Source organism: Citrobacter sp. Cc139, assembly GCF_030334645.1.
In the GTDB taxonomy this organism is placed as follows: Bacteria; Pseudomonadota; Gammaproteobacteria; order Enterobacterales; family Enterobacteriaceae; genus Citrobacter; species Citrobacter werkmanii.
On sequence record NZ_JAOWDM010000075.1, the window covers coordinates 213,963 to 239,703 of the forward strand.

At 53.1% G+C, this 25,741-nt stretch carries 14 protein-coding genes and 2 pseudogenes; 6 read left to right on the forward strand and 10 right to left on the reverse strand.

The annotated features are described in order from the left end of the window. Position 1 precedes the first annotated feature (1 nt). Complete coding sequence (locus OGV69_RS09275) at positions 2–1,666, reverse strand: bifunctional 3-(3-hydroxy-phenyl)propionate/3-hydroxycinnamic acid hydroxylase (protein ID WP_038638028.1); 1,665 nt, start codon at positions 1,664–1,666, stop codon at positions 2–4. A gap of 190 nt (positions 1,667–1,856) precedes the next feature. Between OGV69_RS09275 and OGV69_RS09280 the strand changes: the two genes are divergently transcribed. Together OGV69_RS09280 and OGV69_RS09285 are read left to right on the forward strand one after the other, a co-directional pair. Further along, a complete protein-coding gene (locus tag OGV69_RS09280; protein ID WP_069323916.1) occupies positions 1,857–2,669 on the forward strand; it encodes a DNA-binding transcriptional regulator in 813 nt (270 codons plus the stop codon). A 168-nt stretch (positions 2,670–2,837) separates the two neighbouring features. Further along, complete coding sequence (locus OGV69_RS09285; protein WP_069323915.1) at positions 2,838–3,695, forward strand: alpha/beta hydrolase family protein; 858 nt, start codon at positions 2,838–2,840, stop codon at positions 3,693–3,695. Positions 3,696–3,809: 114 nt separating this feature from the next. On the opposite strand, the gene OGV69_RS09290 is transcribed toward OGV69_RS09285, so the two are convergent. From OGV69_RS09290 to OGV69_RS25305, 5 genes and pseudogenes are all read right to left on the reverse strand, one after another. Continuing rightward, entirely contained in the window at positions 3,810–4,526 is a 717-nt protein-coding gene (locus tag OGV69_RS09290) for a YebC/PmpR family DNA-binding transcriptional regulator (protein WP_038638023.1), read from the reverse strand. A 382-nt stretch (positions 4,527–4,908) separates the two neighbouring features. Then, complete coding sequence (locus OGV69_RS09295) at positions 4,909–5,385, reverse strand: cold-shock protein (protein WP_038638021.1); 477 nt, start codon at positions 5,383–5,385, stop codon at positions 4,909–4,911. Between the two features lie 86 nt (positions 5,386–5,471). Then, on the reverse strand, positions 5,472–5,717 hold the full coding sequence (locus tag OGV69_RS09300; RefSeq protein WP_069323914.1) for a YmjA family protein: 246 nt from the start codon (positions 5,715–5,717) through the stop codon (positions 5,472–5,474). A 1,110-nt stretch (positions 5,718–6,827) separates the two neighbouring features. Then, a complete protein-coding gene (locus tag OGV69_RS09305) occupies positions 6,828–7,016 on the reverse strand; it encodes a CPCC family cysteine-rich protein (RefSeq protein WP_370602674.1) in 189 nt (62 codons plus the stop codon). Beyond that, positions 7,013–7,315, reverse strand: a pseudogene (locus OGV69_RS25305) (VENN motif pre-toxin domain-containing protein); the annotation flags it as partial. The pseudogene OGV69_RS25305 and the gene OGV69_RS09305, both read right to left, overlap by 4 nt. 312 nt (positions 7,316–7,627) lie before the next feature. Between OGV69_RS25305 and OGV69_RS09310 the strand changes: the two are divergent. Further along, positions 7,628–7,798, forward strand: a pseudogene (locus OGV69_RS09310) (SymE family type I addiction module toxin); the annotation flags it as partial. Between the two features lie 49 nt (positions 7,799–7,847). On the opposite strand, the gene OGV69_RS09315 reads toward OGV69_RS09310, so the two are convergent. The 3 genes from OGV69_RS09315 to OGV69_RS09325 are packed head-to-tail and all read right to left on the reverse strand — an operon-like array spanning position 7,848 to position 21,719. Continuing rightward, positions 7,848–8,210 (reverse strand): CDI system immunity component, encoded by a 363-nt coding sequence (locus OGV69_RS09315; RefSeq protein WP_069323912.1) that lies wholly within the window; start codon positions 8,208–8,210, stop codon positions 7,848–7,850. A 9-nt stretch (positions 8,211–8,219) separates the two neighbouring features. Next, the gene (locus OGV69_RS09320; protein ID WP_176722608.1) at positions 8,220–20,069 is read right to left on the reverse strand and encodes a hemagglutinin repeat-containing protein; all 11,850 of its coding nucleotides are present in this window, start codon (positions 20,067–20,069) and stop codon (positions 8,220–8,222) included. A gap of 12 nt (positions 20,070–20,081) precedes the next feature. Then, positions 20,082–21,719: a ShlB/FhaC/HecB family hemolysin secretion/activation protein gene (locus OGV69_RS09325; protein ID WP_233618230.1), complete on the reverse strand. Its 1,638-nt coding sequence runs from the start codon at positions 21,717–21,719 to the stop codon at positions 20,082–20,084. A 307-nt stretch (positions 21,720–22,026) separates the two neighbouring features. On the opposite strand from OGV69_RS09325, the gene OGV69_RS09330 reads away from it, so the two are divergent. Both OGV69_RS09330 and OGV69_RS09335 read left to right on the forward strand, forming a co-directional pair. After that, positions 22,027–22,803: an MBL fold metallo-hydrolase gene (locus OGV69_RS09330; RefSeq protein WP_069323911.1), complete on the forward strand. Its 777-nt coding sequence runs from the start codon at positions 22,027–22,029 to the stop codon at positions 22,801–22,803. Positions 22,804–22,821: 18 nt separating this feature from the next. Then, the gene (locus tag OGV69_RS09335; RefSeq protein WP_069323910.1) at positions 22,822–23,772 is read left to right on the forward strand and encodes a GlxA family transcriptional regulator; all 951 of its coding nucleotides are present in this window, start codon (positions 22,822–22,824) and stop codon (positions 23,770–23,772) included. Here OGV69_RS09335 and OGV69_RS09340 read toward each other — a convergent pair. Continuing rightward, on the reverse strand, positions 23,769–24,374 hold the full coding sequence (locus tag OGV69_RS09340; RefSeq protein WP_069323909.1) for a class I SAM-dependent DNA methyltransferase: 606 nt from the start codon (positions 24,372–24,374) through the stop codon (positions 23,769–23,771). The two genes, OGV69_RS09335 and OGV69_RS09340, sit on opposite strands and share 4 nt — an antisense overlap. A 155-nt stretch (positions 24,375–24,529) precedes the next feature. Here OGV69_RS09340 and OGV69_RS09345 point away from each other — a divergent pair, with 155 nt between their 5' ends. Next, positions 24,530–25,621 (forward strand): LacI family DNA-binding transcriptional regulator, encoded by a 1,092-nt coding sequence (locus OGV69_RS09345; protein WP_141700239.1) that lies wholly within the window; start codon positions 24,530–24,532, stop codon positions 25,619–25,621. Positions 25,622–25,741: the final 120 nt, after the last annotated feature.

The window sequence follows — 25,741 nt, forward strand, 5'->3', positions numbered from 1 at the left end:
ATCAGGCTACCTTTTCAACAGGAAGATCGGTATTTACGCGGGTGAGCGTCATCACCGACGCCAGTTTATTCAGGGTGTTGCCCAGGGTTTGCGGAATAGCGATGGCAGCGACAAAGCGGTCCGGGCGCATCACCACCAGCGCGGCATTGTGTTGGGCAAACCACGCGCGCAGACGGTTTTGCGTATCGCCAATGCGGGTAACGCCGTCATGGTTATCCTGATCGGTATGTATCTGCGTATCCGGCACCACCTGGATAAACCGCGTCCCCAGCGCCTGCCACTGCTGGATCTGCGCTTCACTCATGCCCCATAGCGGATTACAGCCCCAGCCAATCACCGCGAAATTCGGGCCAATGACGTTGTCGAGCAACGTCACTTCGCCGGTTTCCAGCGTGACCTTCGGCTGGATAAACATCTTGCCGACTGGCGAGGTTTTCGCGTCACCTTCACGCACCAACGCCCCGATGTGGTACTGCGGCATCGGCTTAAATCGCATTTCAAGAAAGTAACGTTTGACCGGCGGAATGTAGTTCAACAGCCAGGAAACTCCGTCGCGCACCGCGCCGTGCCAGCGTTTTGGCGGCGCCAGCACGTTGCCTGCGGTAACCGACAAATCGATCATCGCTTTGGCATGATCGCGGCGCTCCTGCTGGTAGGTATCCAGCAGCGCATCACCGGCTTTGCCATTAATCACCAGCGCCAGTTTCCACGCCAGATTGAAGGCATCGCGCATACCGCTGTTGTACCCCTGCCCCTGCCAGACCGGCATAATGTGCGCCGCGTCGCCCGCCAGCAGCACACGGTCAATACGAAAGCGTTCGGCCAGCCGGGCGTTATGGGTGTACACGCGCTGGCGGATCAGCTCGACGTTATCCGGGTTCGGCAGCACTTTGCTCAAGAGTTGGCGCATATTCTGCGGCTCGCTAAGCTGGGCTTCGGTTTCCCCCGGCATCACCATAAATTCAAAGCGGCGCACCGCATGCGGCAGCGCGGCAGAAACATACGGGCGCACCGGATCGCAACACAGGTACACATGCGGCGTACTCAGCGGATCGTTGGCGATATCCACTACAATCCACTGATTCGGCGCGGTTTTACCTTCAAATGGCACATTCAGCGAGCGCCTGACGTTGCTGGCGCCACCGTCGCAGGCCACCAGCCACTGGGCCTTCACCGTTTCCCGCTGGCCGTCCGGCGCTTTCAGGTTCAGCGTCACTTCACCATTTTGCTGGCTGAAGGCTTCCAGTTCGCGAGAAAACAGGCAACGCACGTTGGGGAAACGCGACAGCCCTTCCAGCATCACCGCATCCACCTGCGGCTGAATGAACGCATTGCGTCGCGACCAGCCAAATTCGTCGGTCATCGGCTGGATATCGGCAAAGCAGCGGCCTTTCGGGGTAAGAAAGCGCATCGCGTGCCACGGCGTGGTATGTGGCAAAACGTTCTCGACCAGACCAACGGACTGCATGGTGCGCAGCGCTTCATCGTCAATACCGATGGCGCGGGGATAGTCGATCAGCGTGTCGAGCTTCTCTACCACCAGCACCTCAATGCCCATCTGGCCAAGATAGTTCGCCATCATCAGCCCTACCGGGCCGGCTCCAGCAATGGCTACCTGCGCGGTGTGCTGCACTGCGGGTTGGATATCAGGATTTATAGTTGTCATTTCAGAACCTCACTACTCGGACAAAACGCAATTGCAGGCCCTGGTGAGGCGCAATTTGTTTTGTTAAAAATATGTGAATAATTTTTATTGTGCGGTCAGTATAGAAGTGAGTTTTTGCGCTACAATCAAAACATGCCTGGATGTGCACTAAGTGCACAACGTTGTTTTAACTATATATTTGTCAATGAATATGAAAAGTGACGACGCTACCAAATACAAAACCGTGCGCGGGTTAACGCGCGGGTTAATGTTATTAAATATGTTAAATCGGCTTGACGGCGGGGCCAGCGTTGGCCTGCTGGCAGAGCTGAGCGGCCTGCACCGCACCACGGTCAGACGTCTGCTGGAAACGTTGCAGGATGAGGGTTACGTCCGGCGCAGCCTGTCCGATGACAGCTTTCGCTTAACCATAAAAGTCCGTCAGCTCAGTGAGGGATTTCGTGACGAGCAGTGGATTTCTGCGCTCGCCGCCCCGCTGTTGGGGGATTTGCTGCGCGAAGTCATCTGGCCGACCGACGTGTCCACGCTGGACGTTGACGCGATGGTGGTGCGTGAAACCACCCACCGCTTCAGCCGCCTGTCGTTTCACCGGGCAATGGTCGGACGTCGTTTACCGCTATTAAAAACCGCATCCGGCCTGACCTGGCTGGCATTTTGCCCGGAGAATGAACGTCAGCAACTGATTGAAATGCTTGCCTCAAGACCAGGAGAAGAGTTCCAGTTAGCCCGCGAACCGCTGAAGCTCGACGCTATTCTGGCCCGCGCACGTAAAGACGGCTTTGGACAGAACTATCGCGGGTGGGATCAGGAAGAAAAAATCGCCTCCATCGCCGTTCCCATCCGCAGCGAGCAGCGGGTTATTGGTTGCCTGAACCTGGTGTATATGGCCAGCGCCATGACCATCGAGCAGGCAGCGGAAAAGCATCTTCCGGCCTTACAAAAAGTGGCGAAACAGATAGAGGACGGCGTGGAGTCACAAGAGATTTTGGTTACCGGGAGGTGAAGTAGATCACATTTGTTGGCGGATTATCCAAAGCTTAAATAACCTTCCGCATTCCCGGTCTCCTTTAACGAGACCGGGATACAGAACAAAAAAATCGCCAGATTCGCTAGTTAAAGCTACATTGAATTCAGAACCAACTGGTATGACCACACAGATAAGGCTCAATGAATGAATTCAATAATAATACCCGTAAATGAAGGCGGATTTCTGTCCGCCACGATTTGGGAAAGAAGCGATGCCAAAGCGATCGTTATTCTTCATCCAGCCACGGCGGTTGTACAGGCGTTTTATAAGGGGTTCGCAGAGTACCTTTTTAACCAGGGATTCAGTGTCGTCACTTACGATTATCGGGGAACGGGCCGCTCGAAATCCGGGAAGCTCCGTAGCTACAGCATCTCAATGTCAGACTGGATCGAGCAGGACGTGGGCTGCATTACTGCCTGGGCTAAAACGCGTTTTCCCGGACTTAACCTGCTGGCGGTAGGACACAGTGTCGGCGGGCATGCGGTTCTGCTTTCCACGGCCACTTCCGCCCTGCACGCGGCCGTCATTGTGGCCTCCCATGCCGGGGTGACGAGCACAATAAAACAAACGGCAGAGAAGGTGCGGGTCTGGTGCCTGCTGCGTGTTCTGGCCCCGGTTCTTTGCCGAATCTTCGGGTATATGCCTGCCAGGCGCCTTGGGCTGGGCGAAGATTTGCCAGCTCCAGTGATGCTTCAGTGGGGACGCTGGAGCGCAATGCCGGGTTATTTCTACGACGATCCAGACTGGGATGCACGCCAACGGGCAAGTGAGATAACCTTGCCTTTACTGGTGATGGGTTTTGATGACGACCCGTGGGCTAACCCTGAAGCCATTGCATCCCTGATGGAGCCAGTGCAAAACGCAAAAATCGAACATCGCGAAATTCGGCACGCAGATTATGGTCTTTCTTCAGTTGGACACATGGGCTTTTTTCGAACGCGGAGTGCGGATAAATTATGGCCTATCGTCGGTCAGTGGCTGGCGAGACAGAGCCAGAATTGAGCCAGCAGATATTTAATTTTATTTTCTGCCGTACTGTCAGGCCAGATATACTTTTTATAACAAATCTAATCGTTAAAAAAATCTGCCACAATGACAGATTTCTTTAATTTAGAATTAGAGATTTGCAACGTTATGATATACTTTTTGAACATCGTCGTCATCTTCAAGAGCATCAACAAGCCCTGCAAAGATTTCTAAATCTTCTGGCGACAGTTCAATTTCTGATTGAGCAATCATTTCTAATTCTGTTGTTGAAAACTCTGTAATTCCCGCTGCTTTTAACGCTGCAATGCCTTTGTGAAGGTCGGTAGACTCAGTATAAATAATGATATTTCCTTCGTCTTCGGTGACATCACGAACATCAACTTCAGCTTCAAGCAAAATTTCAAAAACATGGTCAGGGTCAGTGCCTTTAAATACGATTACACCAGTATTGTCAAACATGTAGCTGACAGAACCTGCCGCCCCGATATTCCCGCCTTTTTTATTGAAGATTGAGCGAATATTAGCAATCGTGCGGTTAACGTTTGATGTCAGGGTTTCAGCGATAATCATGGAACCGCTTGGGCCAAAACCTTCATAACGCCCTTGCATGAACGTTTCGTCGCTGCCACCTTTGGCTTTATCAATAGCTTTATCAATAACGTGCTTGGGAACCTGGGCTTGTTTCGCACGTTCAATAACGAATTTTAAAGCTGTGTTTAATTCTGGGTCTGGATCACCTTGTTTAGCGGCAGCATAGATTTCCACACCGAATTTTGAATATACTTTAGACGTTGCACCGTCTTTAGCCGTTTTTTTACCAACAATATTGGCCCATTTACGTCCCACTGGAATACACTCCCCGAAAATTTATTTACATTACGCGCAGATTAATAAACCGCGAGCTTTCTCCACCATATTATATCATGATGTGTAAATTCTCGTCTATGAGAAATGAAAATATCAAAACTTCATGAGCTGCTACTTTTATTTAATTAATAATTAACATTATGAATAGGTTATTACCAGACTCCCTGCTGGTTCTTTTGTTTTTATCCTAACTAATTGGACCACTGCAATAATAAGGACGCGAAGCCAGCGGCGGCTTCAGCAATTACATAAAGTGTTCTGCTCTGGGCGAGCGGTTTCTTGCATCCTCAGCGCTCAGAGCAACACTATCCGCATGGGGCAATGAATAACAGAGTTGCGGCACTTATCAGTCTGACGAGCTTCAGACCTTAAGCAATTTTACTGTCGCATCGATGTCGATTTCATCTTCAGAGAAGATCAGCGTCGTACCCTGGAAAGTGGTGATAGCCAGTTTTTTCAGCTTACGCATTTCGCCTGGCTTCACCTCTGATTTCGGCCGGATGCTGTTCATCAGCACGCCGACAGACAGCACCGCGTTTTCTTTATCAATACGGGTTTCGACAGGAACTTCTTCACTGTATACCAGGTACGACTTGATCGCCGTGAGCTTCAGACGCTCGCCCGCGATATAGATGTATTTGCTGTCTGGTATGACTTTCACCGCATAGGCAGAAAGACCTTTGTTGTTGGTGGTCGGTTCAAAGGTTACCGCCGCGTCTTTCTTGATCAGCTCAGGATTAGCAACCTTAATCACATGAAAATAGCGGTTATCGCCATTTTCATCTTTGATAAATCCAAAGCCTTTATCTTTAAACCACGTTGTGATTGTTCCGTTCATTGCTGTTTCCACCTGATTAAATCTAATACTCGCAGAGTATATCTACTGAATTTGCGCGCAGTGTAAAACACAGACCACGTCTTTGGCTACTCGTTACCCCAGCGATTGAGGAACTCCGCGATATCGTCGATACGCTGCGCGTCGACACCGGCCACGGTTGCCATCTCCTGCTGCGCTTCTTCGCTAATCTCTTCGTTGTTCATTAAACGGGTGATCAGTTGCTGGAAGTAGTGCGCCAGCGCATCGCGTTCGGCATCGTTTACCGGCTTTGCGGCTTCGGTCGCGTACTCGTCGGCGATATCATAATATTTTAGCGGAATGTCGTTATTCATGAGGTGCTCCGGGGTGAATGCGTGTGCCAGCAGTTGTCTGCCACGTTTGATGTGAATGATAGCATTGTTATTTCATGGTTCGCGATCTGTTTTATTGGCTGTTACACATTACATATATCAACACTATTTTCTGGAGCCGCTTCGCATTTAATAAATATGCTATTTTTAAATGACGACAGTTTTATTAAGTACGGTGTGATAGCCATAGGTTAAATAGTGTAGTAGCAAAGGGGCACAAACACCTTTATTCCTCTTAATACATGACAACTTACAAGAAGCTGATTATCGCTGACACAAATTTTATGCCAGAACCCGCCATTGCCCAGGCATATTCAGGTGTTTCACCAGATGCCCCGTAAAACCACGAGTTACTACGCAAAAAACCGCTTTCCCCCTGCACAGTAGGCTGACAGGTACGGCAAGTATTCACCCGCGAACGTAATCAGCGCAGGACTGTTCCGCCTTCACCCAGCTTTTCCCTGACCTGATTTTTCAGAGATTCAGCAGCCTGTTTTGCCGCTTCGCGGGCCCGATCACCACTCAGCGAGTTATTCTCAACAACAACTTTTTCCGTTGCGAAGTCAGCCTGTAAAAAACAGTTTTTCCTGTTCACTCAGCAAGTTACAACCCAGTTTTCCTGCTGCATTTTGCTGTACTGGACCCAACGCCCCGATACGCACTTTTGACCCATGTCACGCTACCGCCCCGCCGTGACTTTCCGGCCTACAACTCCCGCATCATAGCAGCGCCGTCAGTTGCTGCCATTAACCGTCCTAAGTTTTCAGACCACAACCACGCTGATGAACCACCTCGTTTAACCCGACAACCCGTGACGGAGGGATTTACTGACGGAGTGCCGATTAATATCCGGGTGATGCCGGACTGCATCGTTATCACCACGCAGAACACCCGCTAACTGTACGGCTGCGCCGAGGGGCTGGGCGTGGTCTCCGTCAACGGGCCGAAGATGAAGCAGTGGCTCAGGGCGTTCCCCTGCGTGCTGAACGACACTGGGGATCGACCTGCGATCAAGCGTGAGCGCGGGCATTTTGGGTGAGCCTGACGGCTAATAAACAGATCCTGGCCTGGGGGCCGGGATAAAATATTCAGTTACTGTTCGTTAAATGCTCTTTTCGCCTCATTTAAACTCGGAGAATTTGCCCCGCCAGAAAAATCTGGATCAGCCGATTGTACAGGGTCATCTTCCCATCCACATATAGGGCAAATTTCATAACAACCCGGCTCATCAATTGTCTTATTTCCACAGCATGGACAAGGATAAGAGCCGTTATTCATCATTGCTTGTTCCAATATTCGAGACCTTTCTCTGGTTTAAACATTGTACGCGGTACACCATTTATATCTTTTGAAGCAAAGACATTAGTCACAGGATTGTAATACAGTGTGTCTCCGTTAGGGCGAGTTTTAGTTAAAGTGCCTGGCGGTGGGTTTGTCATAAAATTATGTGCAGCATCAACATATTGCTTCGCATTCTGATACTCTGGAAACTCTTTCCCATGTTTTGTCCAATGCCCATAGGCATTACCTACAGGTTCTGCTTTCTTGGTTTCTGTCCAAATTTGAGTGTCTTTAGATTTACCGCCTTTAGCTATCCCACCACCACCTTTCAGTGGCTCACCATCTGCACCTTCAACCCCGATTGGCAGCGGGTTTATCGGAATAATGGATGGCAGCTTGTCATTCTTGTTACCCAGCGCATTATTCTCAACAACAACTTTATCTGTCGTGAACCTTGACGATGAAGAGTGTTTTTTTAGTTAATTCAATCTGTTGCAATCAATATCGCCTAGCGCATTTTGATGGCTGGGTATCACGCCCCGACGCGACTTTTTCTCCCGAACACGCTACCGCCTCGCCGTGGCTTTTTACCCTGCAACCCACACATCATAATTGTCATCTCAACCCAGAACACCCGCGAGCTGTGGGGCTACACCGAAGGGTTAAGGGTCATGCGCATCAATAAGAAGAAGGTGACGCAGTGGCTGAAGACCTTCCCCGGCGCGCTGAACGACACCGGTGATGTGCCGGTGATCAAGCGCGGGGACGGGTATTTTGCCTGATGGTTGACAGCACGATCCCGGTCATTCAGGCCGGGATCCATCACAATATCTAGATTAGATCTTCACCATTTAAAAGCACAATAATATTTCCTTCTCCTAACTCTTGCCTGAACATATCTGCTATTTCAGAAGTGTTTAACTCAGGGAAGGATTTATCATTCACTGCAATCAAAAAATAAGATTTTGGCTCTTTTAGGCCAAACTCTTCAGCAATTAATAATTTAGTCTCTTGATTGTACTTTTCAACATAATCATCAATTAGTTCAAGCTGTTGGCGGCTTAAAATTGTGTGTGGATCAAACATAAGATACGGGCCATCAAAGAGATGGATGAACTTTTCCCTCACCACATCTAATCTTTGCTTCAGTTCATCAATATTTATTGATGTGTAACACGCTATATCAATTGACATTTATCCACCTTACTTAATTCGTATTGGCTTTCCTGACTGATCGATAACAATAACCTTATCTAACCCTTTGATTGGCCAATCACTAAATTGCTTTTGCAAATCACTAACGCTTGCTTTTGTATCTGCCAAGTTGATAACAACATTGTTTGTTTGACCACTGTTAACTTTTTCTAAAGCCCGGTCATAAATATTACGAACTGAGTTTGTTTTAGGGGCGATATTATCGAACACCTCACCATTAATTTTATAGTCTGGATTTTTAACCCCCGGAGTCACAGGATTCTGCTCCACATGATAACCATTTTGAGACAAGATCGTCGCCCCCTCATTTTCTCGCTGCAATGAACGTATATTTTCTGCTGAGGCATTCGGCGGTAATTTAGTTGGTTGGCCACTTAAAGAGCCCTTTGTACTGTTTCCAACATTCTTGGCGGTATTAGCCGCCACTGCTTCAGCTTTCGCCGCCGTCGCCTCTGTAACGGTTTTACCAATACCAATCGCGCCACCGGCCCCTACGCCGCCCGGCACAATAGCTTCTGATACCTGGATCCCCGCACTGTTCAGGCACAACACTACATTACCCGCACAAGCCTGGATAGCAGCCTTGGCCGCTACCGCTATTTCCGGCGTGGCCGCTGCCAGCACACCACCACCCAGACCAGCCGGCAGCGCTACCATCAGCGCATCCTGCATTGCCAGTCCTTTCTGGCACGACGCTGAACCGGGGTTATCTGCACAGGACGCGATATTCTTCCCATGCTCCCGCACAAACTTCTCTTGCGTGGTTTCTGTTCCACCCAAAAGATTATTCTCAACTGCATTTTTCCCGGCCTGCGCACCTGCTGCGGCTGATGACGTACTGTCTCCTGCCAGACCACCGGCCATCCCTGCTGATATCGTTGCCAGCGCGCTGATGGTCTGCTTCTGATCCTCACTCAGTTGCGACAGGTCCTTCACATCAGGATACAGCATACCTGCAATCGCCCGGGCCGCAAGTTCGCCCGTTGCCGCACCCGCTGCACCCGCTGCCGCGCTGTTACCCTGCATCGCAGCCGCTGCGCCGCCCAGTATCGCGTGGGCAATGACATTTACCGCAGTATTGCCCTCTGTCGATTTAAGCAGATTCGCCAGCTCTGGTGCCGATGCCCCCGCCAGCGCGGCCCCCACATCACCGCCAGCCAGCCCCTGAAGCGCCGCCGTTGCCGCCTGAATTCCCCGCTGAATATCGCTGCCCGTGCCATACTTCGCCAGTTCTTCCTTGTACTTCGGTGTATCTTTCAGCTTATCCGCTGGCAGATTTGGATTGTCCCTCCGCGCCTCTTTGAGCGCAATAATCTCTCCCTGGGTCCTGGCGATATCGGCTGCCTGACCGCCAATGTCGCTGATGAGTCCCACCGCTTTCAGCCGGTTCTGCTCTTTCTCCTTGTCGAAAATCGGGCTGATGCTGCCGTTGGCGTGTTCCGTATCACGGCTCAGATTCGCCACGTCCTGTTTCTGACCGGTTTTATCACGGATAGTTATGGTGCCGTCTGCCACCGCCGCCTGCGTCGTGCCTTCCGCGTGGCCACTGTTGCCAGCGGCTGAAATCATTCCACCCGGCATGTTACCTTTAAACTGATCGCCGCCAAAAGCCCCGCCGCCGCTCAGGCTGGCTCCTGAATGACTGACCTTAAAGTCTGCTTCGTTGTGAATGTCCCTGAACCCCAGCGTTCCGGTATCAAGGCTGTTTTTATCCCCTGGCGCCGTCGAGGCGATTACCGTACCGTCCAGTTGTGTGTGACGTCCTACCACCACATCAAATCCGCCATCGCCAGCAAAAAGCCCGGTCTGCTCCTGCACCGAGTCATAAGTGCTTTTCATCTTGTCCTGGCTGGCACTGATATAGCCCGAACCGGTCATGCTGCCGAAGGTAAAACTGCCGCCTGCTGCTACGCTGTTCTGTTTCGATTTATAGTCGTTGCTGTCCTGCTGGCTACTCATCCACAGGTCGCGACCAATATTCGCCACCACTTTATCGCCGCTGACCTGCGCGCCATTCAGAATGGCATCACGACCACTGGCCATCGATACCGTGCCACCGCTATCAAGCGTGGTCTCAGCCCATGATGTACCGTTACCCTTCTCATGCCCTTTCGCCGCATTCACATTAGCGAAGACGCCAATACCATAGCCATTAGTCCCCCCGCCAATACTGACGCCCACACCACCGCCGCTGCTACTGTTTTTCCCGGTCGTCTGCTGGGTGTTTGCCACTCCGCTCAGTACAATATCGTTCGCTGCCGCAAGCGTGGTATCCCCACCCGCCTTCAACTGGCTTGCGCCAATCAGAATATCGCCGCTGTTTCCGCTCTGACCTTTACCTGTCGCCACAATAGCCAGGTCGTTACCTGCATTCAGGGTGCTGCCTGCCACAGTATCACTCCAGGCATGCTGCTCAGATTTTGATTTCTGGGAAGTCAGGGAAATGCTAACGCCTATACCGTTATTCGGATCGCCACCGGCCTGAGCAACTGCAACACCCTGCGCCGCCTGCACGCCGGAAAGCGCCGCCTTCGTAGCCTTCAGCGCTGCAAGCCGGTCATCACTCTCATCTTTCACATCCTGAGCGGTTTGTACTGCACTGTTTATCGCAGCACCAGCAGCCCCCGACAGCGCCACCGTCAGTCCGCTGGTTTTCTGCTCAAACTTCTCATCACGGGTGCGTTTGTCATGACCCGGTTCAATAATTACGCTGTCGCCGCGAACAGCAATATCTTTCTGGGCGATGATATCCGCGCCGCCGATATGTGCCTGCTGGCCCGCGGTGATACTGACATTGCCTCCTGTTGAGCCGACAGTACTGAAGCTCTCGCTTTGGGTGGTGCCTTGTTCGCGCAGATCGTGCGTCGTTTTACTGCTACCGATAGTGAAACCGATCCCGCCCGACCCCATCAGACCGCTCTTTTTAGTCTCTTTAAAGCGCCATGAGGTATCGGTATTGGTGGCAGCAACGATATCCACATTGTTGCCAGCTCCCAGCGCCACATTGCCGTCACCGGCAACGGCTGAGCCCTGTACCAGAATGTTATTCCCGGCGGCGACCGTCACATTGTTCCCACTCAGCAGCGCGCCTTTTTCCCGCGTAGCGCTGTCTTCTTCAATCGTATGGGTAGTCTTTTTACTGAGGAATCCTTTTTTGGTTTTCGTGGTTTCCTGGTAGTGATAATCGCTCTCTGTGGCGGTCGTGAGATTCACATCCCGGCCTGCCGTTACGCCGATATCGCCCTGCGCCGTAACATCCGCTGCCTGTGCGTTTACATCACGCCCGGCAATAATGACGGCGTCGCCGCCGCTGGCAATTTCCGTTCCCTGCTGGCGTACGGCGTCATTGACCACGGTTTTCTTCTTCGCACGATAACTGTCGCCGTCTGTCGTTGCTTCAGCCAGCAGGTTGACATCTCGCCCGGCCAGCAGACCGACATCATTCTCCGCAGCCAGCCCGGCTGCATGGGAATTAATATCCTGACCCGCTTTCAACAGCAGATTGTCACCCGCTGACACGGTGGTACGGGAAAGCCCGGTGCTGTGCGATTCACTGCCGCCGTTACGGCTACTTTGCTGAGTGGTGCCCGCATTCAGATTGAGATCGTTACCCGCTGTAAGCTGAGCATTCCCCCCCGCGTTAACATCGCTGGCGGTGACGTTGAGGTTATTCCCGGCATTAATACCGAGGTTACCGCCCGCGCTGATGGTGCTACCCTGCCAGTCCACTGACGAACGACCCGTCTCAGTTATCCAGCGTCCGGAGCGGCTCCGGGCATCGTTAATCTGGTTGGCATTTACCGCAATATCTCCCCACGCATCCATCAGCAATGAACCGCCTGCAGAGAGATTCGCGCCAGTAACGGTGATATCTTTACCTGCCGAGAGCGACAATCCATCCTGCGCGGTAATGGATGCCACAGACCCCAGCAACGTATCTTTAAAGCTCACATTGCGGTATTTATCCCTGGCACTCACATCAATCTGTTCCGCCAGCGTCAGGTTATTGATGTTGCCGCCCAGACTTTCCAGCGCCACCGTTTTTCCGCTGATGGCGGAGCTGACGTTATTGATATCACCCATCGCGCTCAGGTCGAGATTGCCCCCGGCCTGCATCAGACTATTGTTAAGGTTATTAATACTGTTTTGGCTGTCGAGGGTGAGATCGTTTCTCGCCAACAGCGTACTGCCGGAGTTGGTGATATTCCCGCTGGTCAGCTGAACATTATTCCCGGCAATGACGCTACCGTTATTCACGGTGATATCTTTCGGCGAGAGATACAGCTTCGGTATCATTACCGTTTCACCGTTGACGGTCGCGGCTTCCCACCACAGCATGCTGTGCTCAAGGGACGCGATTTGATCGGCCGTCAGCGCCACCCCAAATGTCAGTCCCAGCGACTGCTGGGTACTGGCAGCGCTATCCATCAGATAACGCATCTGGTCAAGGTCAGAACCAATACCGTTGATGTATCGACTTCCCGTCTTATTCAGCATGGCGTTACTGACATAGCGGGTATCGAACGCCGCATCACCGAGGAAACGGTAGTCATATTCCGGGTTCAGTTTGAGACGATCGAGCATATAGGCCGACCCAAGGAACTGGTTTTGATCGGTATACGCAATATTGGTTTCACGCGGCGCTTCGCCAGGTTTGATACCCAGCATCGCATTCAAATCACCAAACAGGCTGGGATCGAGCTGACCAAGACCGTTCAGTTTCGGGTTAACGTTGATCAGGTACGGGCTTTTCGGATCGTCAGAGACGACGAAATACCCGTTCTTTCCGGAAGGCAACGGATACGCGCTGGTATCCACCGTTTTGCCCTGATTTTGCCCGGCAGTATTCACGCCCTTCTCGCCTGGGTTAATCAGGCCATTGAGCTGGCCGAGGCTGGCGTTACCTTTCTGCGTGGTAGAAACAGGGTTGAGCGTAGCGTCTGATACGCCGCCGCTTTCCAGCGCGCCTGCACCGTTAATCTGCTGCAATGCGTCATGCAGTCGATCGTTCCACTGTGGGGAACTGACGCTCACCGTGTCATTGCCTGCCAGTGCCTGCTTTTGCACCCCATTACTGATGGTTTGGTTGCTGAGGGTGTTGAGGGTTGGGGTAACGATGGTATTGCTAACCCGTCCCCCACCAGAGGTTGCGTTTTCGTTGCCAATAGAAGTAGTAAACCTGGCGTTTACATTACCGCCCGCCTGAATCACCGAACGGTACGTTTCCCCCCCTTCCTGAACCCGGTCATGCCCTTCCAGGGTAAATGTTATTGTGCGTTCTTTAGGAAGCACAATAGTTTCACCTTTACTGTTTCTCCCCTCGTTATAACGCGGAGGTAAAACATCAACGTTATCTACAGCAAACTGTTTATTGGAGTATTTATCTGGAGAATAGGTATAAACCAGATAATCAGTAAGCGTCCCGGACTGCCAGCTCTGGTTATTGAATGTGCTTCCTGAAAGGTCAATATTATTATTTGCCAGAATAGTACTGGCTGCGTTATCCAGCGCGTTTGCGCCAATTGACAGATTTCGCCCTGATGAAATACGAGCTGCGCCGCCAGAGCTGGAAACCTCTGTTTTTAGCTGGCTGGAAATGAATTTCTGCGTCGCCGTGTCTTTAAACGGTGCGTAGTAATACTGGTAATAATGACGAATATTACAGGAGGCATTCGCACTACAGGAGCTGGTTTGTACCTCATAGGAGTAACCATTAACGCCATAGGTACCTTCTGCCATCTGACTGATATCTATCGCAACAGTCGCATTACCTATCCCTGGAATATTGTTTGCTCCAGCTATTTGTGTCTGGTTTGTTTTCAACCCATCTCGCTGGTTCAGTAGATGTCCTGTTTTTATCGTGATATCACCGTTCTGGGTTTCGATATTGCCGGAGGTGTTGACCACTTCACTGTTGGCATTGCCCGCAGCATCTCGCTGCATCCACAGATTGTTGCCCGCGAGGATATCGCCGCGCTGGTTGGTGATGGTGTTAGCATAAAGCGCCAGATTATTTGCCGCGTACAACAGCGCCGTATTGACGATGGCGCCCGGTGCATTGAGCGTCAGAGAGCCACGCGTTCCGGTGAAACCAGCGACTGAAATATTACCGCGACTGGTCAGCGTAATATCGCCACCGCCCTGTAACGTTCCGGCGGCATTGAGCGCTACGCTGTCGCCGCTAAGATAACTGACGCCGCTGCCAGTTGTAATTTGCCCGTTATTGCTGAGCTGTCCGCCCGCCGTCAGGTTGAGCGATTGCCCCTGAAGCACGCTACGGTTGTCGATAGCGCCATCGCTGGTAATGGTCAGTGTTTTACCCGCGGCAAAAGCGCTTTGCGCAGTAAAACCATTCACCAGCTTCAGCGTCAGATTACCCAGCGCAACCACCTGTCCCAACGCACCCAGCCCGCGACTTTCAACGAACAGGTCGCCGCCGCTGAACAGTTTCCCTGCCGCATTCTGATTAACTTCGCTGGCATTCACACTCAGTTGCGAGTTGCCTAACAGCGTACCGTTATTCGTCAGTTGCGCGTATTTCACCGCCAGTTGACCGGCCTGCGCGGTTCCCTGGTTGGTAAACCGGGTCCCTGCAAGCGTGGCGCTGTCGGCCAGCCAGTTACCGTCATTGGTGGCCGTTGCCGCATTCAGAATGAGGTTTGTCGCCTGTAACCAGCCTGCGCCGGAATATTCTGCCGTCGTCAGCGTCATTCCCGCGCCGGAAAGCAGTTTGCCGTCATTGAGCGCGCGTGTTGTGGCGTTAAGATGGGTCTCTCCACCGCCCTGCATTAAACCGTAGTTGGACAGCACTGGCGTAGAAAGCGAAAGCCCCTGGCGGCTGACAATCTCCCCGGAAGACTGGTTTATCAAACCACCGCTCAGCGACAGCGTTGCGCCATTATCCCCTTGTAGTCGTCCGCTGTTGGTCAATGCGCCGGTCGTCATGCCCAACGTCGCACCCTGAATTTTTCCATCGTTGGTGACTGACGCCGCAGTCAGATCCAACGCGCCGCCGCTCAGCATACTGCCCGCTTTCTGCTGCCTGACCGCGCCGTTCATGGCAAGCGTGAGCGCATTTACGCCGCTAATCGCCGCGCTGTTATCAAGGGTTGCCCCCTTCAGCGTAAGATTTTTCGCCGCCCATTGCCCCGAGTTAGTCAGAGAAAGCGCCTGTAGCGTCGCGTTACCAAGGGCGGTAATTTTGCTGCCGGCCGCAGAAGTCAGGTTATTTGCGAGCGTAAACTGCAGGGCGTCGGCGCTTTGTATTGCCCCGTTGTTTGTCAGCGTTTGCGCACTGAGCAGAACGGACTGTCCCTGCCACGTGCCATTATTCGTCACATCGCCAGAAGTGAGTTTCAGCGCTCCCTGCGTCAGCAGTGAACCACCTGCTGCGTTAATCAATTCCTGTTGCGGTGAAGCCATCGCCATTCGCGCCATCAGACGCTGACGAGCCTCCAGCGTCAGGCTTTGCAGGCCGGTCAGCGTGCCCTGATTGTGGATCCGGTTTTGCTGCAGGGTCAGGGTATTTCCCTGTACCGCGCCACTGTTATCGAACTGTGCGCCGTCGAGCGTTACGTCGCTCTCGCTGAGCAACCTTCCACTGTTATCAAGCTGCTGCGCGGTTAGTGACATTCCACCATGGCTCATCACATCGCCTGATGTGGTAAGGCCGTTGTTTACAGTAGCCGTCAGATTACCCAGGCTTATCAGCGATCCTTTGTGCAGCCAGTTATCAGCGGTCAGCGTGAGCTGCTGCCCCTGCAGCGTTCCTTGCGTCGTTATATTGCCAGCATCAAAGGTCAACGCGCCGCCGCTCAGCGTACGGGAGGTTATCCCCGTCGTGAGTACATCGCCAGACAGCGCAAGCCCGTTCGTCCCCTGCCACAGGCCTGAATTGTTTAACGTCGAGGCAGCAAGAGTCAGCCTGTCACCGGCAATACGTCCGGCACTGTTGATATCATCAGCCGTAAGCGCCAGTGCGCCGCCACTTTGAATGTGTCCGGGGTTGGTAAGTCGCCCGGATAGCTTGCCTTCCAGGCCATGTAAACCGTTAAGCACGCCGCTGTTATTCAGCGAGTCGGCAGTAAATGTCAGGGTATTTCCCTGCAGTACGCCGGCGTTTTCCATCGCACCGGTATGCACCAACAGCGCATTACCGGCCAGCCATTTACCTGTGGTACCCGTGGTGAAGGTATTCGCAGAAACCGAGGTACTGTCGTTGCCCTGCACCCGTCCGCTGTTACGGATTGATTTTCCATCCAGAGCGACACTTGTCGCCGCCAGCGTACCGCGGTTATCCAGGGATGCAGTATTCATCGACGCCCTCTGTTTCGCCACCAGGCTCCCCTGATTTTCAACCGAGTTTGCCAGCGTCAGGTTCAGGGAGTCGGCCTGAATATCACCTGCGTTAATTAATGTGCTGCCGCGCAGCGTGAAGCCGGTATTCGCCAGCAGCAGACCGTGGTTTTCCAGTGAGTCGAGGCCTAAATCCAGCCCCGCGCCGCTGACCAGTTGCCCCTGCTGACCATTGAACAGATTGCGGGTGGTGAGCTGTAGCGCCGAATTACCCTGCACAATGCCGTTATTCATAAGCTCCGGCACGGAAATACTCAGGGATTTTGCTGCAATCGTGTTGTCGTTAAACAACTGCGCCGCAGCCAGCTCGAACAGGTTGAGACTGCGCAGCGATCCCTGGTTATCCAGTCGCCCGTTAGCCTGAATTTTCAGGCTATCCAGTGCCTGAACGCTGCCGCTATTGTGCAGGTTATCCAGTCTGATCGCCGCCGTACGGCCCTCCAGTTGGCCATCATTTTCGAAACGTTTTCCGCTAAGCTGTAGATCTTCACCGCTGGTCACCTGCCCACCCGCAAGGTTAGTGAAGCGACTGCCATCCCAGGCCAGCGCCTGATCCCCCTGCAGGATCCCACTATTGCTGAGATCGCCGTGTAATGCCAGCACCTTCGCCGCCAGCATTCCGCTGTTATTCGCACTGGCGGCATGCAGTGTCATACCCTGCTGACTGAGTACCTTGCCCTGGTTAGTGAACGCGTCGTGTACTGTCGCCGTTACCCCCGTTTCACCCAGCGCATTACCGCTGTTTTGCCACGTATTTGCTTCCAGATTCAGCGTGCCGCCCTGCAGCAAGCCGGTGTTGTGCAGGGTCTGATTCTTCAGGCTCAATTCCCCCACCGACAACACATTCCCGTCGTTTTTCACGTCCTGGCTGTTCAGCGCGAGCATTTCGGCGGCCATGAGTCCGAGGTTATCTGTCTGCTGTCCATTAACAGACAATGACGTGTCCGCCAGCAGGCGCCCCGCGGCTTCGTTTTTTACCGTCGCATATTCACTTTGCAGATTAACGCCGTTAATTTCTCCGCCGTTAACCAACTGGCGACCATGGAGATGCAATGAACCGTCGCTGGTAATCAGCCCATGGTTGGTCAGATACGGTATATCCAGCGCCAGAGAATGCCTGGCATAGAGCGTGCCGCCGCTCAGGTTATCTAACTTATCAATCTGCAGGTCCATTGCCGCGTTACCCTGCATCAGACCGCTATTCACAACATGCTGACTGTGGAGAGTTAGCGTGTCGGCTATCAGAGAGCCGCCGCTGGTCAGCAGTTCAGGTGCAATAATCGAGATGCGTTCAGCGCTGGCGCTGCCGTTATGAGTCAGCGTCGCCGCGCTGAGCGTCAGGGTGTCTGCCAACAGTTCGCCATGGTTATCAACTGACTGCTGCGCGCTGAAACCAACGCGTGCCCCGGTGGCTTTTCCGCCATGACTGAGCCGGTCAGCCGTCACATCCAGCGAACCTTTTGCCGCCTGTACGCCGTCCAGCGTCACGCTGTTGCCGGTAATCGCAAGGTCCAGACCGCTCTGTAAATGACCGTCTTTGCCGGTAGTCAGTTGCTTTGCGCCGACGTTAAGCGCACCGGCGGCATTAACCTGACCGTTCAGGTTAAGGTTTTGCGTAACGTTTAACTGTATGTTTTGTTGCCCGGCGATCAACGAATCTTTCGCGGCGGTGAGATTTTCAGCATTGAGCGTTACCCCCTGATTGCCAGAAAGGACGCCATATTGTTCAACTGACGCGGCCTGCACCGTTAGAGTGCCATCAGAGAGCAACTTTCCACTATTACGCAGCGTGGCATCAGCCCGGATATCCGCATCGTTTTTCGCGCTCAGGATCCCCTGCTGGTTCAGCGCTGCCGTCTGTACTGAAAGCTGGCTGCCGCTCGCCAGCGTGCCCATATTATCCAGCGAGCCGCTGCGGACCGATACGCTGTTACCCTGCATCAGACCTGTGTTGCTAAGGCTGCTGACAGAAGCATCAAGACTGCCGTTTGCCGCCAGTTGACCACCATTAACGAGGTGGTCACCAGAGAGAGATAAAGCATCTCCCGCATTGACCTGCCCCTGGTTGTTCATTTCGCTACCGGTCAGGCTTAATGCGCCTTTCGCATCGGCCCGACTGGCGTTATCCAGTGCTATGCGCTGCGCCTTCAGCGTTAATCCATTACCTGCTGAGAGCAATCCCCCTTTCGCCGACAGATAGCCCTTACTGTTAAGGCTAACATCAGCATCACTACCCAGCGTGGAACGGGTCAGCGTCAGTCCATGAGTACCCTCGACATCCAGTTTTTCTTTACTGGTCAGGCTGCCGTCGGTGACTGTCAGCGAGCCGTCACTGCGCAGTGAGGTGTTTTTCTGGCTAACCAGAGTGGTTGCAGCAACGGCTACATCCTGTTTAGCAGCCACCTGCAACTCGCCAGCTGCGGCAATCCCACCACCATCGATCGTCACCTTGCCATCGCTACCCAACTGCACGTTTGCGCCGCTGGAGAGATTTGCATCCTGTAGCGCTAACGCCCCGGTGCTGTTGATGGCCATCCCGCTCCCGGTCTTATGGCTGCCGGTCAACGTGACGCCTTCGCCCTTGGCGGAAAGACCACCATTTGCCAGACTGTTGCCGATCGTTAATTTCCCGTTAGCATTGAGGGTGATATCACCCTGACGGGCATTCAGATTTCCGAGGTTGACCCCCAGCCCTTTCTCGCTGGAGACCAAATGAATTCGATTAGCATACATGCCGCCTAACGCGCCGGTATCTACCGCGATTTTCGGTGCTTCTCCTTCGCCATTCAGCGGGCTCGTCTGGCCATTCGCCGCAACGCGATTCGCCCCAGCGATAACTGTCAAATCTTTGGCGTGTAGCGCAGCATTGATTTCCGTGGCGCGGGCAATAATCGACACTGCATCGCTCTGGCTACCATCCAGCCCCTTACCTTCGATGGTAATACTGCCCTTGCTTACCTCCAGCGACTGCAGGTTGCCATTGGCGTCCAACACAGGTTTACCGGTGGTCAGGGTGGCGTTAGGCGTGTTGATAAATCCACAACCATTACAGGTAATGCCATAGGGGTTAGCGACCATGACGTTGGCGGCTTTCCCCGCGACTTCGGTATAGCCCTGCAGTTGTGAACGGTTAGCGCCGGTTACTTCGTTGATGATCCCTGAGGCTTCCTTTCCTGGCTGTAGGTTTGGGTTATTCTGGATAATGCCGCCGAGCTGGGTTTGGGTAAATTGCCCGGTCGCGTTGTTAAGGATCAGCCCCTCTTTTCCCACGTTGTAGTCGTTATATTTATTGTGTGAAATCCCGGACTGGTTCGGTGTGGCAATATTCACCACCGGAACACCATTGGCGGCTTTGTCCATCTGCGTATTGCCTTCAGGCGTGATGACGGCAGCCATCGCCGGGAGCAGTGGTTGGGTAGCCAGCAGAAAACTCAACATGCCGCTTAGCAAACGCTGGGAAAAACGAACCTGATCCTTTTTCATCACCCTTGTTCCTTAAAATGCCACCGCAACGCGGTAATACACATTGAGATGATCCGGGGCTAGCCAGTCCGGATAGTTAACTGGCGTTCCTACGGTAAACTGAGAGGAGAACCAGCGCCCTGAGCTGGTTAATCCCAGCGCAGCCCCCCACAACGTGCCGGAGGCATACCTGTCAACGCTATCCTGTTTCAGCCAGCCGCCGTCGAATGCCGCCATCGCGCCAATCTGTCCGAATACCGGCAACGTAAACAGCGAATAATTCACTTCGTTGCGCCAGTAGCCGCCGTTATCTCCAGAAATGTATTGTTCTTTAAAACCGCGAACTGAGGTTTCTCCGCCCAGCGTCAGGCGTTCACTGCCGTAGAGTCGGTCCACAGACCATTGAAAATAGACGCTGCTGAGCCACCACACTCTTTCTGCCAACGGGCGCTGAAAACTGCCATTGACGCTCCATTTGCGAAATTCCGCCCTTGGCACATCCCCTTGTTTATCGTTGTCATCCTCTGCGCCAAACCACGGCACGCCCTGGGTGAATGAAGGGTTAAACGTCGCAACGCCAGAAGCAATTTTTTGCGTATGGTTGATACCCAGCGAAACACTGGAAAGCTTGCGGCTACTGGTTTCCAGCAGGACATCATTCAATCTGTTACGGTTAATTCGATGCGTGAGACCCAGCGATGCAGCGGTCTTGACATCACCATTGCGAAACAAAACCCAGGATCCGTTCAATCGATGGGTTTCGCTATCACCAGTGGAACGCCAGGCATAACCATTGTTATCAATAGTGCTGAGGTAGTTACTCCAGCTGTAGCTGTAATCAAGCAGTCCGTAGCCATAAGGAATACTCACGCCAGTAGCAAAGTTCTGCGCATCTTTGCTACTGGAAAAATCGCTGCTGCGTCCACCGCTGATAAACCATTTATCTGCCAGGCCGAGCATATTATTGAAAAATAATGCGCCACTGAGTTGCCCGGTTCCGGTGCTCTTTTGCCCGCTGTTATCAAAACTTACTGAACCATTGAGTGGAAATTCTGGCGTGGCGGTGAGGTTAACTATTGAGAACCCCTGCTGACTGCCCGGCAAAATTTCAATTTCCACCGGCGTCTGGCGAACCCGATTCAACTGCTCCATCCCTTGTTCAATGTCACGCAGATTGAGAATTTTTCCTTCCATTCCGGGAAAGGTCATCAGCAGAGTGCGCGATGGGACGCCTTCCAGACGTATTTGCTGCAATTTCCCCTCAAGCACCGCGATATGCAGCACCCCGGAGGAGAGATCCTGTTCGGTTAAAAAGGCGCGACTGGTGATATAGCCTCGGCTGATATACCAGTCGGAAATCGCATTTGTCAGTTCCGTCAGACGGGGAATATCCAGGCATTGATTCACCCACGGCGCGATAAGCTTTGCCGAGGCAGCGGCGGACAACTTCGTTGCGCCATCAATATCAATGCGCGAAATCATAAAACACGGCCCTTCAGCCCGGGCTGGTGTTTTCGGCGTTACGGTTACAGGCAACGTAACGCTACGCTCCAGCTCTTCACGCTGGCGCTGGTTTTCATTAAGTAACTGCTGCTGTTGCTGCTGAATGGTATTACGATCCGCAGGAGAGAGTGGTGCGGCAGAAACAGTTGTGAAGGGCAAAATTAACATCCCAATCAGTAATGCCAACTTTCTTTCATCCCTGAACTTCACCCCACCCTCCAAAAAAGTACGAAAGCGAACCTGACTGCAAAGCACAGCCGACCATTTTAAAAAAGCACAAAATGTAAACAAAAGTAAAGACATTAGGTGCTGTTTCACTTCATTCCTATTGCATTTTAGGATTTCTTGTATTTTTAAATTAAATTATTCTTACTCTTTTGGCCCAATCCCATCGCTAGTCGCCCATTTGCCCACATTCAACTTATGCACAACACTCTACGATGACACCACTGACCCAACACGTGGAGCAAACACCATGAACATCACGCAAATCCGCAACGCCACGCAGCGCATCACCTTTGGCGGCAAGACCTTTCTAATCGATCCAATGCTGGCGGCAAAAAGTGCTTATCCGGGCTTTGCCGGAACGGCACGTGCGGAGATCCGCAACCCAACCGTTGATCTGCCCGTCGATATCGACACCCTGCTCAACGTTGACGCGCTGATCGTGACCCACCTGCATGAAGATCACTGGGATGAGGTTGCAGCACGCGTCGTGCCGAAAGACAAACCGATTTACGTGCAAAATGAGCAAGATGCGCAGGTACTGCGAGATCAGGGTTTCACACACCTGATCGTGCTGACGCACAACACCACCCTGGGCGACATCATCCTGCGTAAAACCGGCGGCCAGCATGGCTCAGATCGCGCTTACGCCATCCCGCAAATGGCGGAACGTTTAGGCGATGCCTGCGGGGTAATCTTTCAGCATCCGGCGGAAAAAACGCTGTATCTGGTTGGAGACACTATCTGGCGTGACGAAGTGGAAGCCAACATGCTGACTTTCCAACCGGACGTGGTGATTTTGAACGCCGGTTTTGCCCACGTTATCGGTTTTGGCCCAATTATTATGGGCGCAGAAGATGTACTAAAAACCCACTTCACCCTTCCCAACGCACAAATTGTGGCCACGCATATGGAGGCGATAAACCACTGTTTGTTGACCCGCGCCGCGCTGAAGTCATACGCCAGCGACAACCAGATTGCGCAATGCGTCAACGTGCCGGAAGATGGTGAAACCCTGACGTTTTAATATCCGCAGAGGAATCGTATGCAGCCGCTTACCGTCGCTATTGTCGCCGTGGAAGATTTCAGCCCGTTTCACTTCTCGGTGCCGTGCATCATTTTCAGTGACAAAGTAGCGGCGAAAAAGCGCTTCGACGTGCAATTGTGCGCCGAACAGCCCGGTATTGTTTCCTCGCAGGACGGTTTCTCGATTAACGCAGCTCATGGCTATGAAGCGGTGGAGGCTGCCGACATCGTGGTAATCCCTTACTGGGGCACTACCGCACATCGCCCGCCGCAGGGGTTGCTTGATGCGCTCAACCGCGCCCGACAAAACGGCGCGCAAATTGTCGGGCTGTGTCTGGGCGCATTTGTCCTCGGCTATGCCGGTCTGTTGGATGGCAAACGGGCTGCCACGCACTGGGAGTTCGAGCAGGATTTTCAGGCCCGCTTCCCGGCGGCGCGTCTGGATATCAACGCTCTGTATGTGGATGACGACGGTATTATTACCTCAGCAGGCACTGCCGCCGCGCTGGATTGCTGTTTGTACGTGATCCGCCAACGTTTTGGCAGCACGGCAGCGAATCAGATTGCGCGGCGGATGATTGTGCCGCCGCATCGCGAAGGTGGTCAGGCACAATTTATCGAACAGCCGGTGGCGAAAAATACCCAGGATCAGCGCATCAATGCCCTGCTTGATTATTTACGCCTGCATATCCACGAGCAGCATAGTATCGATGCGCTGGCGCAGCGGCTGATGATGAGCCGTCGCACGTTAACCCGTCACTTTATGAAAGCCACCGGATCGAGCGTGGCAGAGTGGTTGATTGTCGAGCGTCTTCGCCGCAGCCAGGCGTTACTGGAGTCCAGTCAGTTGCCCGTTGAACGCATCGCCGAACAGGTCGGTTTTCAGTCGCCTGTCACCTGGCGTCAGCATTTTAAATCTCATTTCGGCGTCAGCCCCGCCGAATGGCGCAAAACCTTTCGCGGCATTTAGCTTTTTTTCGCCAGCCACACCGTGTGCCCTGCGCATTCCGGATCTTCCATCACCATCTCGACCACCGCAAAGCCATGCGCTGACAACAATGCGCGGTATTCGTCCGGCGCGAGGCTGGCGTGAAATAGCGGCTCGCCTTCAAATTGCCCCATCGCAATGCCGTTCCCGGTACCGCTGGTAAACATCAGCGCGCTGCCGGGATGGCTAAGCCGGTCAAAGATCGGGAACATCTTTCGTTGGTCTTGCTGGGTTAAATGGAAAAAGCTGTCCCACGCAATCAGGCCGTCGAACGTCTCGTTAAGTACCAACTCGCGCATATCTTGCTCCAGCCAGCGCTGCGCGGGAAAGGATTGCCGGGCACGGGCCAGCATCGCTGCGGAACCATCAATCCCTGTGAGTTGAAAACCTTGCTGGATAAAATACCCGGCAATCGGCTGACCATTCCCGCAGCCAATATCCACAATACTGCCCTGCCCGCCCATCACGGTGATGAACTTATCCAGCCAGCTTTTCTCGAACAGGGCGCGTGAGCGCTGGCTGGCAAAGGCATCCGCATGACGTCGGTAGATGGACAGAATGTTGTTTGCCGCAACGTCGCTCACGATGTCCTCGCTTTTTTATTCTGTTAATAATCACGACGATAAATCCTCCGCTGCCAGAGACGCAACCCTGGAATGCGCCTCGCAGAACCCATGCGCAAATCCCCCAAAACCGTTCCGCTGTGGCATCATAGCGCATAGAAAACATCATGACAGGGGTGATAAACGTGAAACCGGTAACGCTATACGATGTGGCAGACCATGCAGGAGTCTCTTACCAGACCGTCTCGCGCGTCGTAAATCAGGCCAGCCACGTTTCTGCAAAAACCCGACAGAAAGTTGAGGCCGCGATGGCGGAACTCAATTACATCCCTAACCGCGTCGCACAGCAACTGGCTGGTAAACAGACGTCGCTGATTGGCGTCGTGACGGCGAATCTTGCCCTGCACGCCCCTTCACAAATCGTTGCCGCCATAAAATCCCGCGCCGACCAGTCCGGTGCCAGCGTGGTGATCGCCATGGTCGAGCGCAGCGGCGTTGAAGCATGCAAAGCCGCGGTCCACAACCTGCTTTCCCAACGCGTAACCGGACTTATCATTAACTATCCGCTGGATGAAGAAGACGCCATTGCCGTGGCTGCCGCCTGCGGTACGGTGCCGGTGCTGTTTCTCGATGTCTCTGACCAGACGCCAATTAACAGCGTGATTTTCTCCCATGATGACGGCGCACGCCTTGGCGTTGAACATCTGGTGCAGAACGGACATCAGCGTATCGCCCTGCTGAGCGGGCCGCACACTTCGGTTTCGGCAAGGCTTCGGCATGCGGGGTGGCATAAATATCTGGCGTACTACCAGTTGCAACCCGTCGCGGAGCTGGAAGGCGACTGGAGCGCGATGTCTGGTTTTCAGCAAACACTGCATCTGCTCAATAGCGGTAATCTCCCCACCGCTATGCTGGTTGCTAACGATCAAATGGCGCTGGGCGCGATGCGGGCAATCAGCGAGTTCGGCCTGCGGGTGGCGATGGATATCTCGGTGATCGGCTACGATGACACAGAAGACAGCGCCTGCTACATTCCACCGCTGACCACCATCAGGCAGGATTTTCCATTATTGGGTGAAACCAGCGTCGACAGGCTGCTGCAACTTCCCCATGGCGAATCAACCGTGGGCAACCAACTGCTGCCCGTAACCCTGGTGAAGCGCAAAACGGTTCTGCCTCCCGATACGCAAACCACCTCTCCCCAGGCGCTGGCGGATTCACTCATCCAGCTTGCGCGGCAAGTTTCTCAGCTCACACCTAAAATGTGAACGCATAACAATTGTGTGAGTCAGTTCACTCATTAAACGCCCCACCCTTTACAGCCGGGAGCGGTTATCCGTATCTTGATTGAAATTGTGAGCGAATAACAAATTCAAACAGGATATAGT

What these genes read in the sequence shown, in the direction of transcription:
- OGV69_RS09300 (WP_069323914.1), bottom strand. Translation starts at nt 5,717, where the DNA reads ATGAATAACGACATTCCGCTAAAATATTATGATATCGCCGACGAGTAC.
- OGV69_RS09325 (WP_233618230.1), bottom strand. Translation starts at nt 21,719, where the DNA reads ATGTTAATTTTGCCCTTCACAACTGTTTCTGCCGCACCACTCTCTCCT.
- OGV69_RS09285 (WP_069323915.1), top strand. Translation starts at nt 2,838, where the DNA reads ATGAATTCAATAATAATACCCGTAAATGAAGGCGGATTTCTGTCCGCC.
- OGV69_RS09315 (WP_069323912.1), bottom strand. Translation starts at nt 8,210, where the DNA reads ATGTCAATTGATATAGCGTGTTACACATCAATAAATATTGATGAACTG.
- OGV69_RS09320 (WP_176722608.1), bottom strand. Translation starts at nt 20,069, where the DNA reads ATGAAAAAGGATCAGGTTCGTTTTTCCCAGCGTTTGCTAAGCGGCATG.
- OGV69_RS09275 (WP_038638028.1), bottom strand. Translation starts at nt 1,666, where the DNA reads ATGACAACTATAAATCCTGATATCCAACCCGCAGTGCAGCACACCGCG.
- OGV69_RS09280 (WP_069323916.1), top strand. Translation starts at nt 1,857, where the DNA reads ATGAAAAGTGACGACGCTACCAAATACAAAACCGTGCGCGGGTTAACG.
- OGV69_RS09295 (WP_038638021.1), bottom strand. Translation starts at nt 5,385, where the DNA reads ATGAACGGAACAATCACAACGTGGTTTAAAGATAAAGGCTTTGGATTT.
- OGV69_RS09330 (WP_069323911.1), top strand. Translation starts at nt 22,027, where the DNA reads ATGAACATCACGCAAATCCGCAACGCCACGCAGCGCATCACCTTTGGC.
- OGV69_RS09335 (WP_069323910.1), top strand. Translation starts at nt 22,822, where the DNA reads ATGCAGCCGCTTACCGTCGCTATTGTCGCCGTGGAAGATTTCAGCCCG.
- OGV69_RS09305 (WP_370602674.1), bottom strand. Translation starts at nt 7,016, where the DNA reads ATGATGAATAACGGCTCTTATCCTTGTCCATGCTGTGGAAATAAGACA.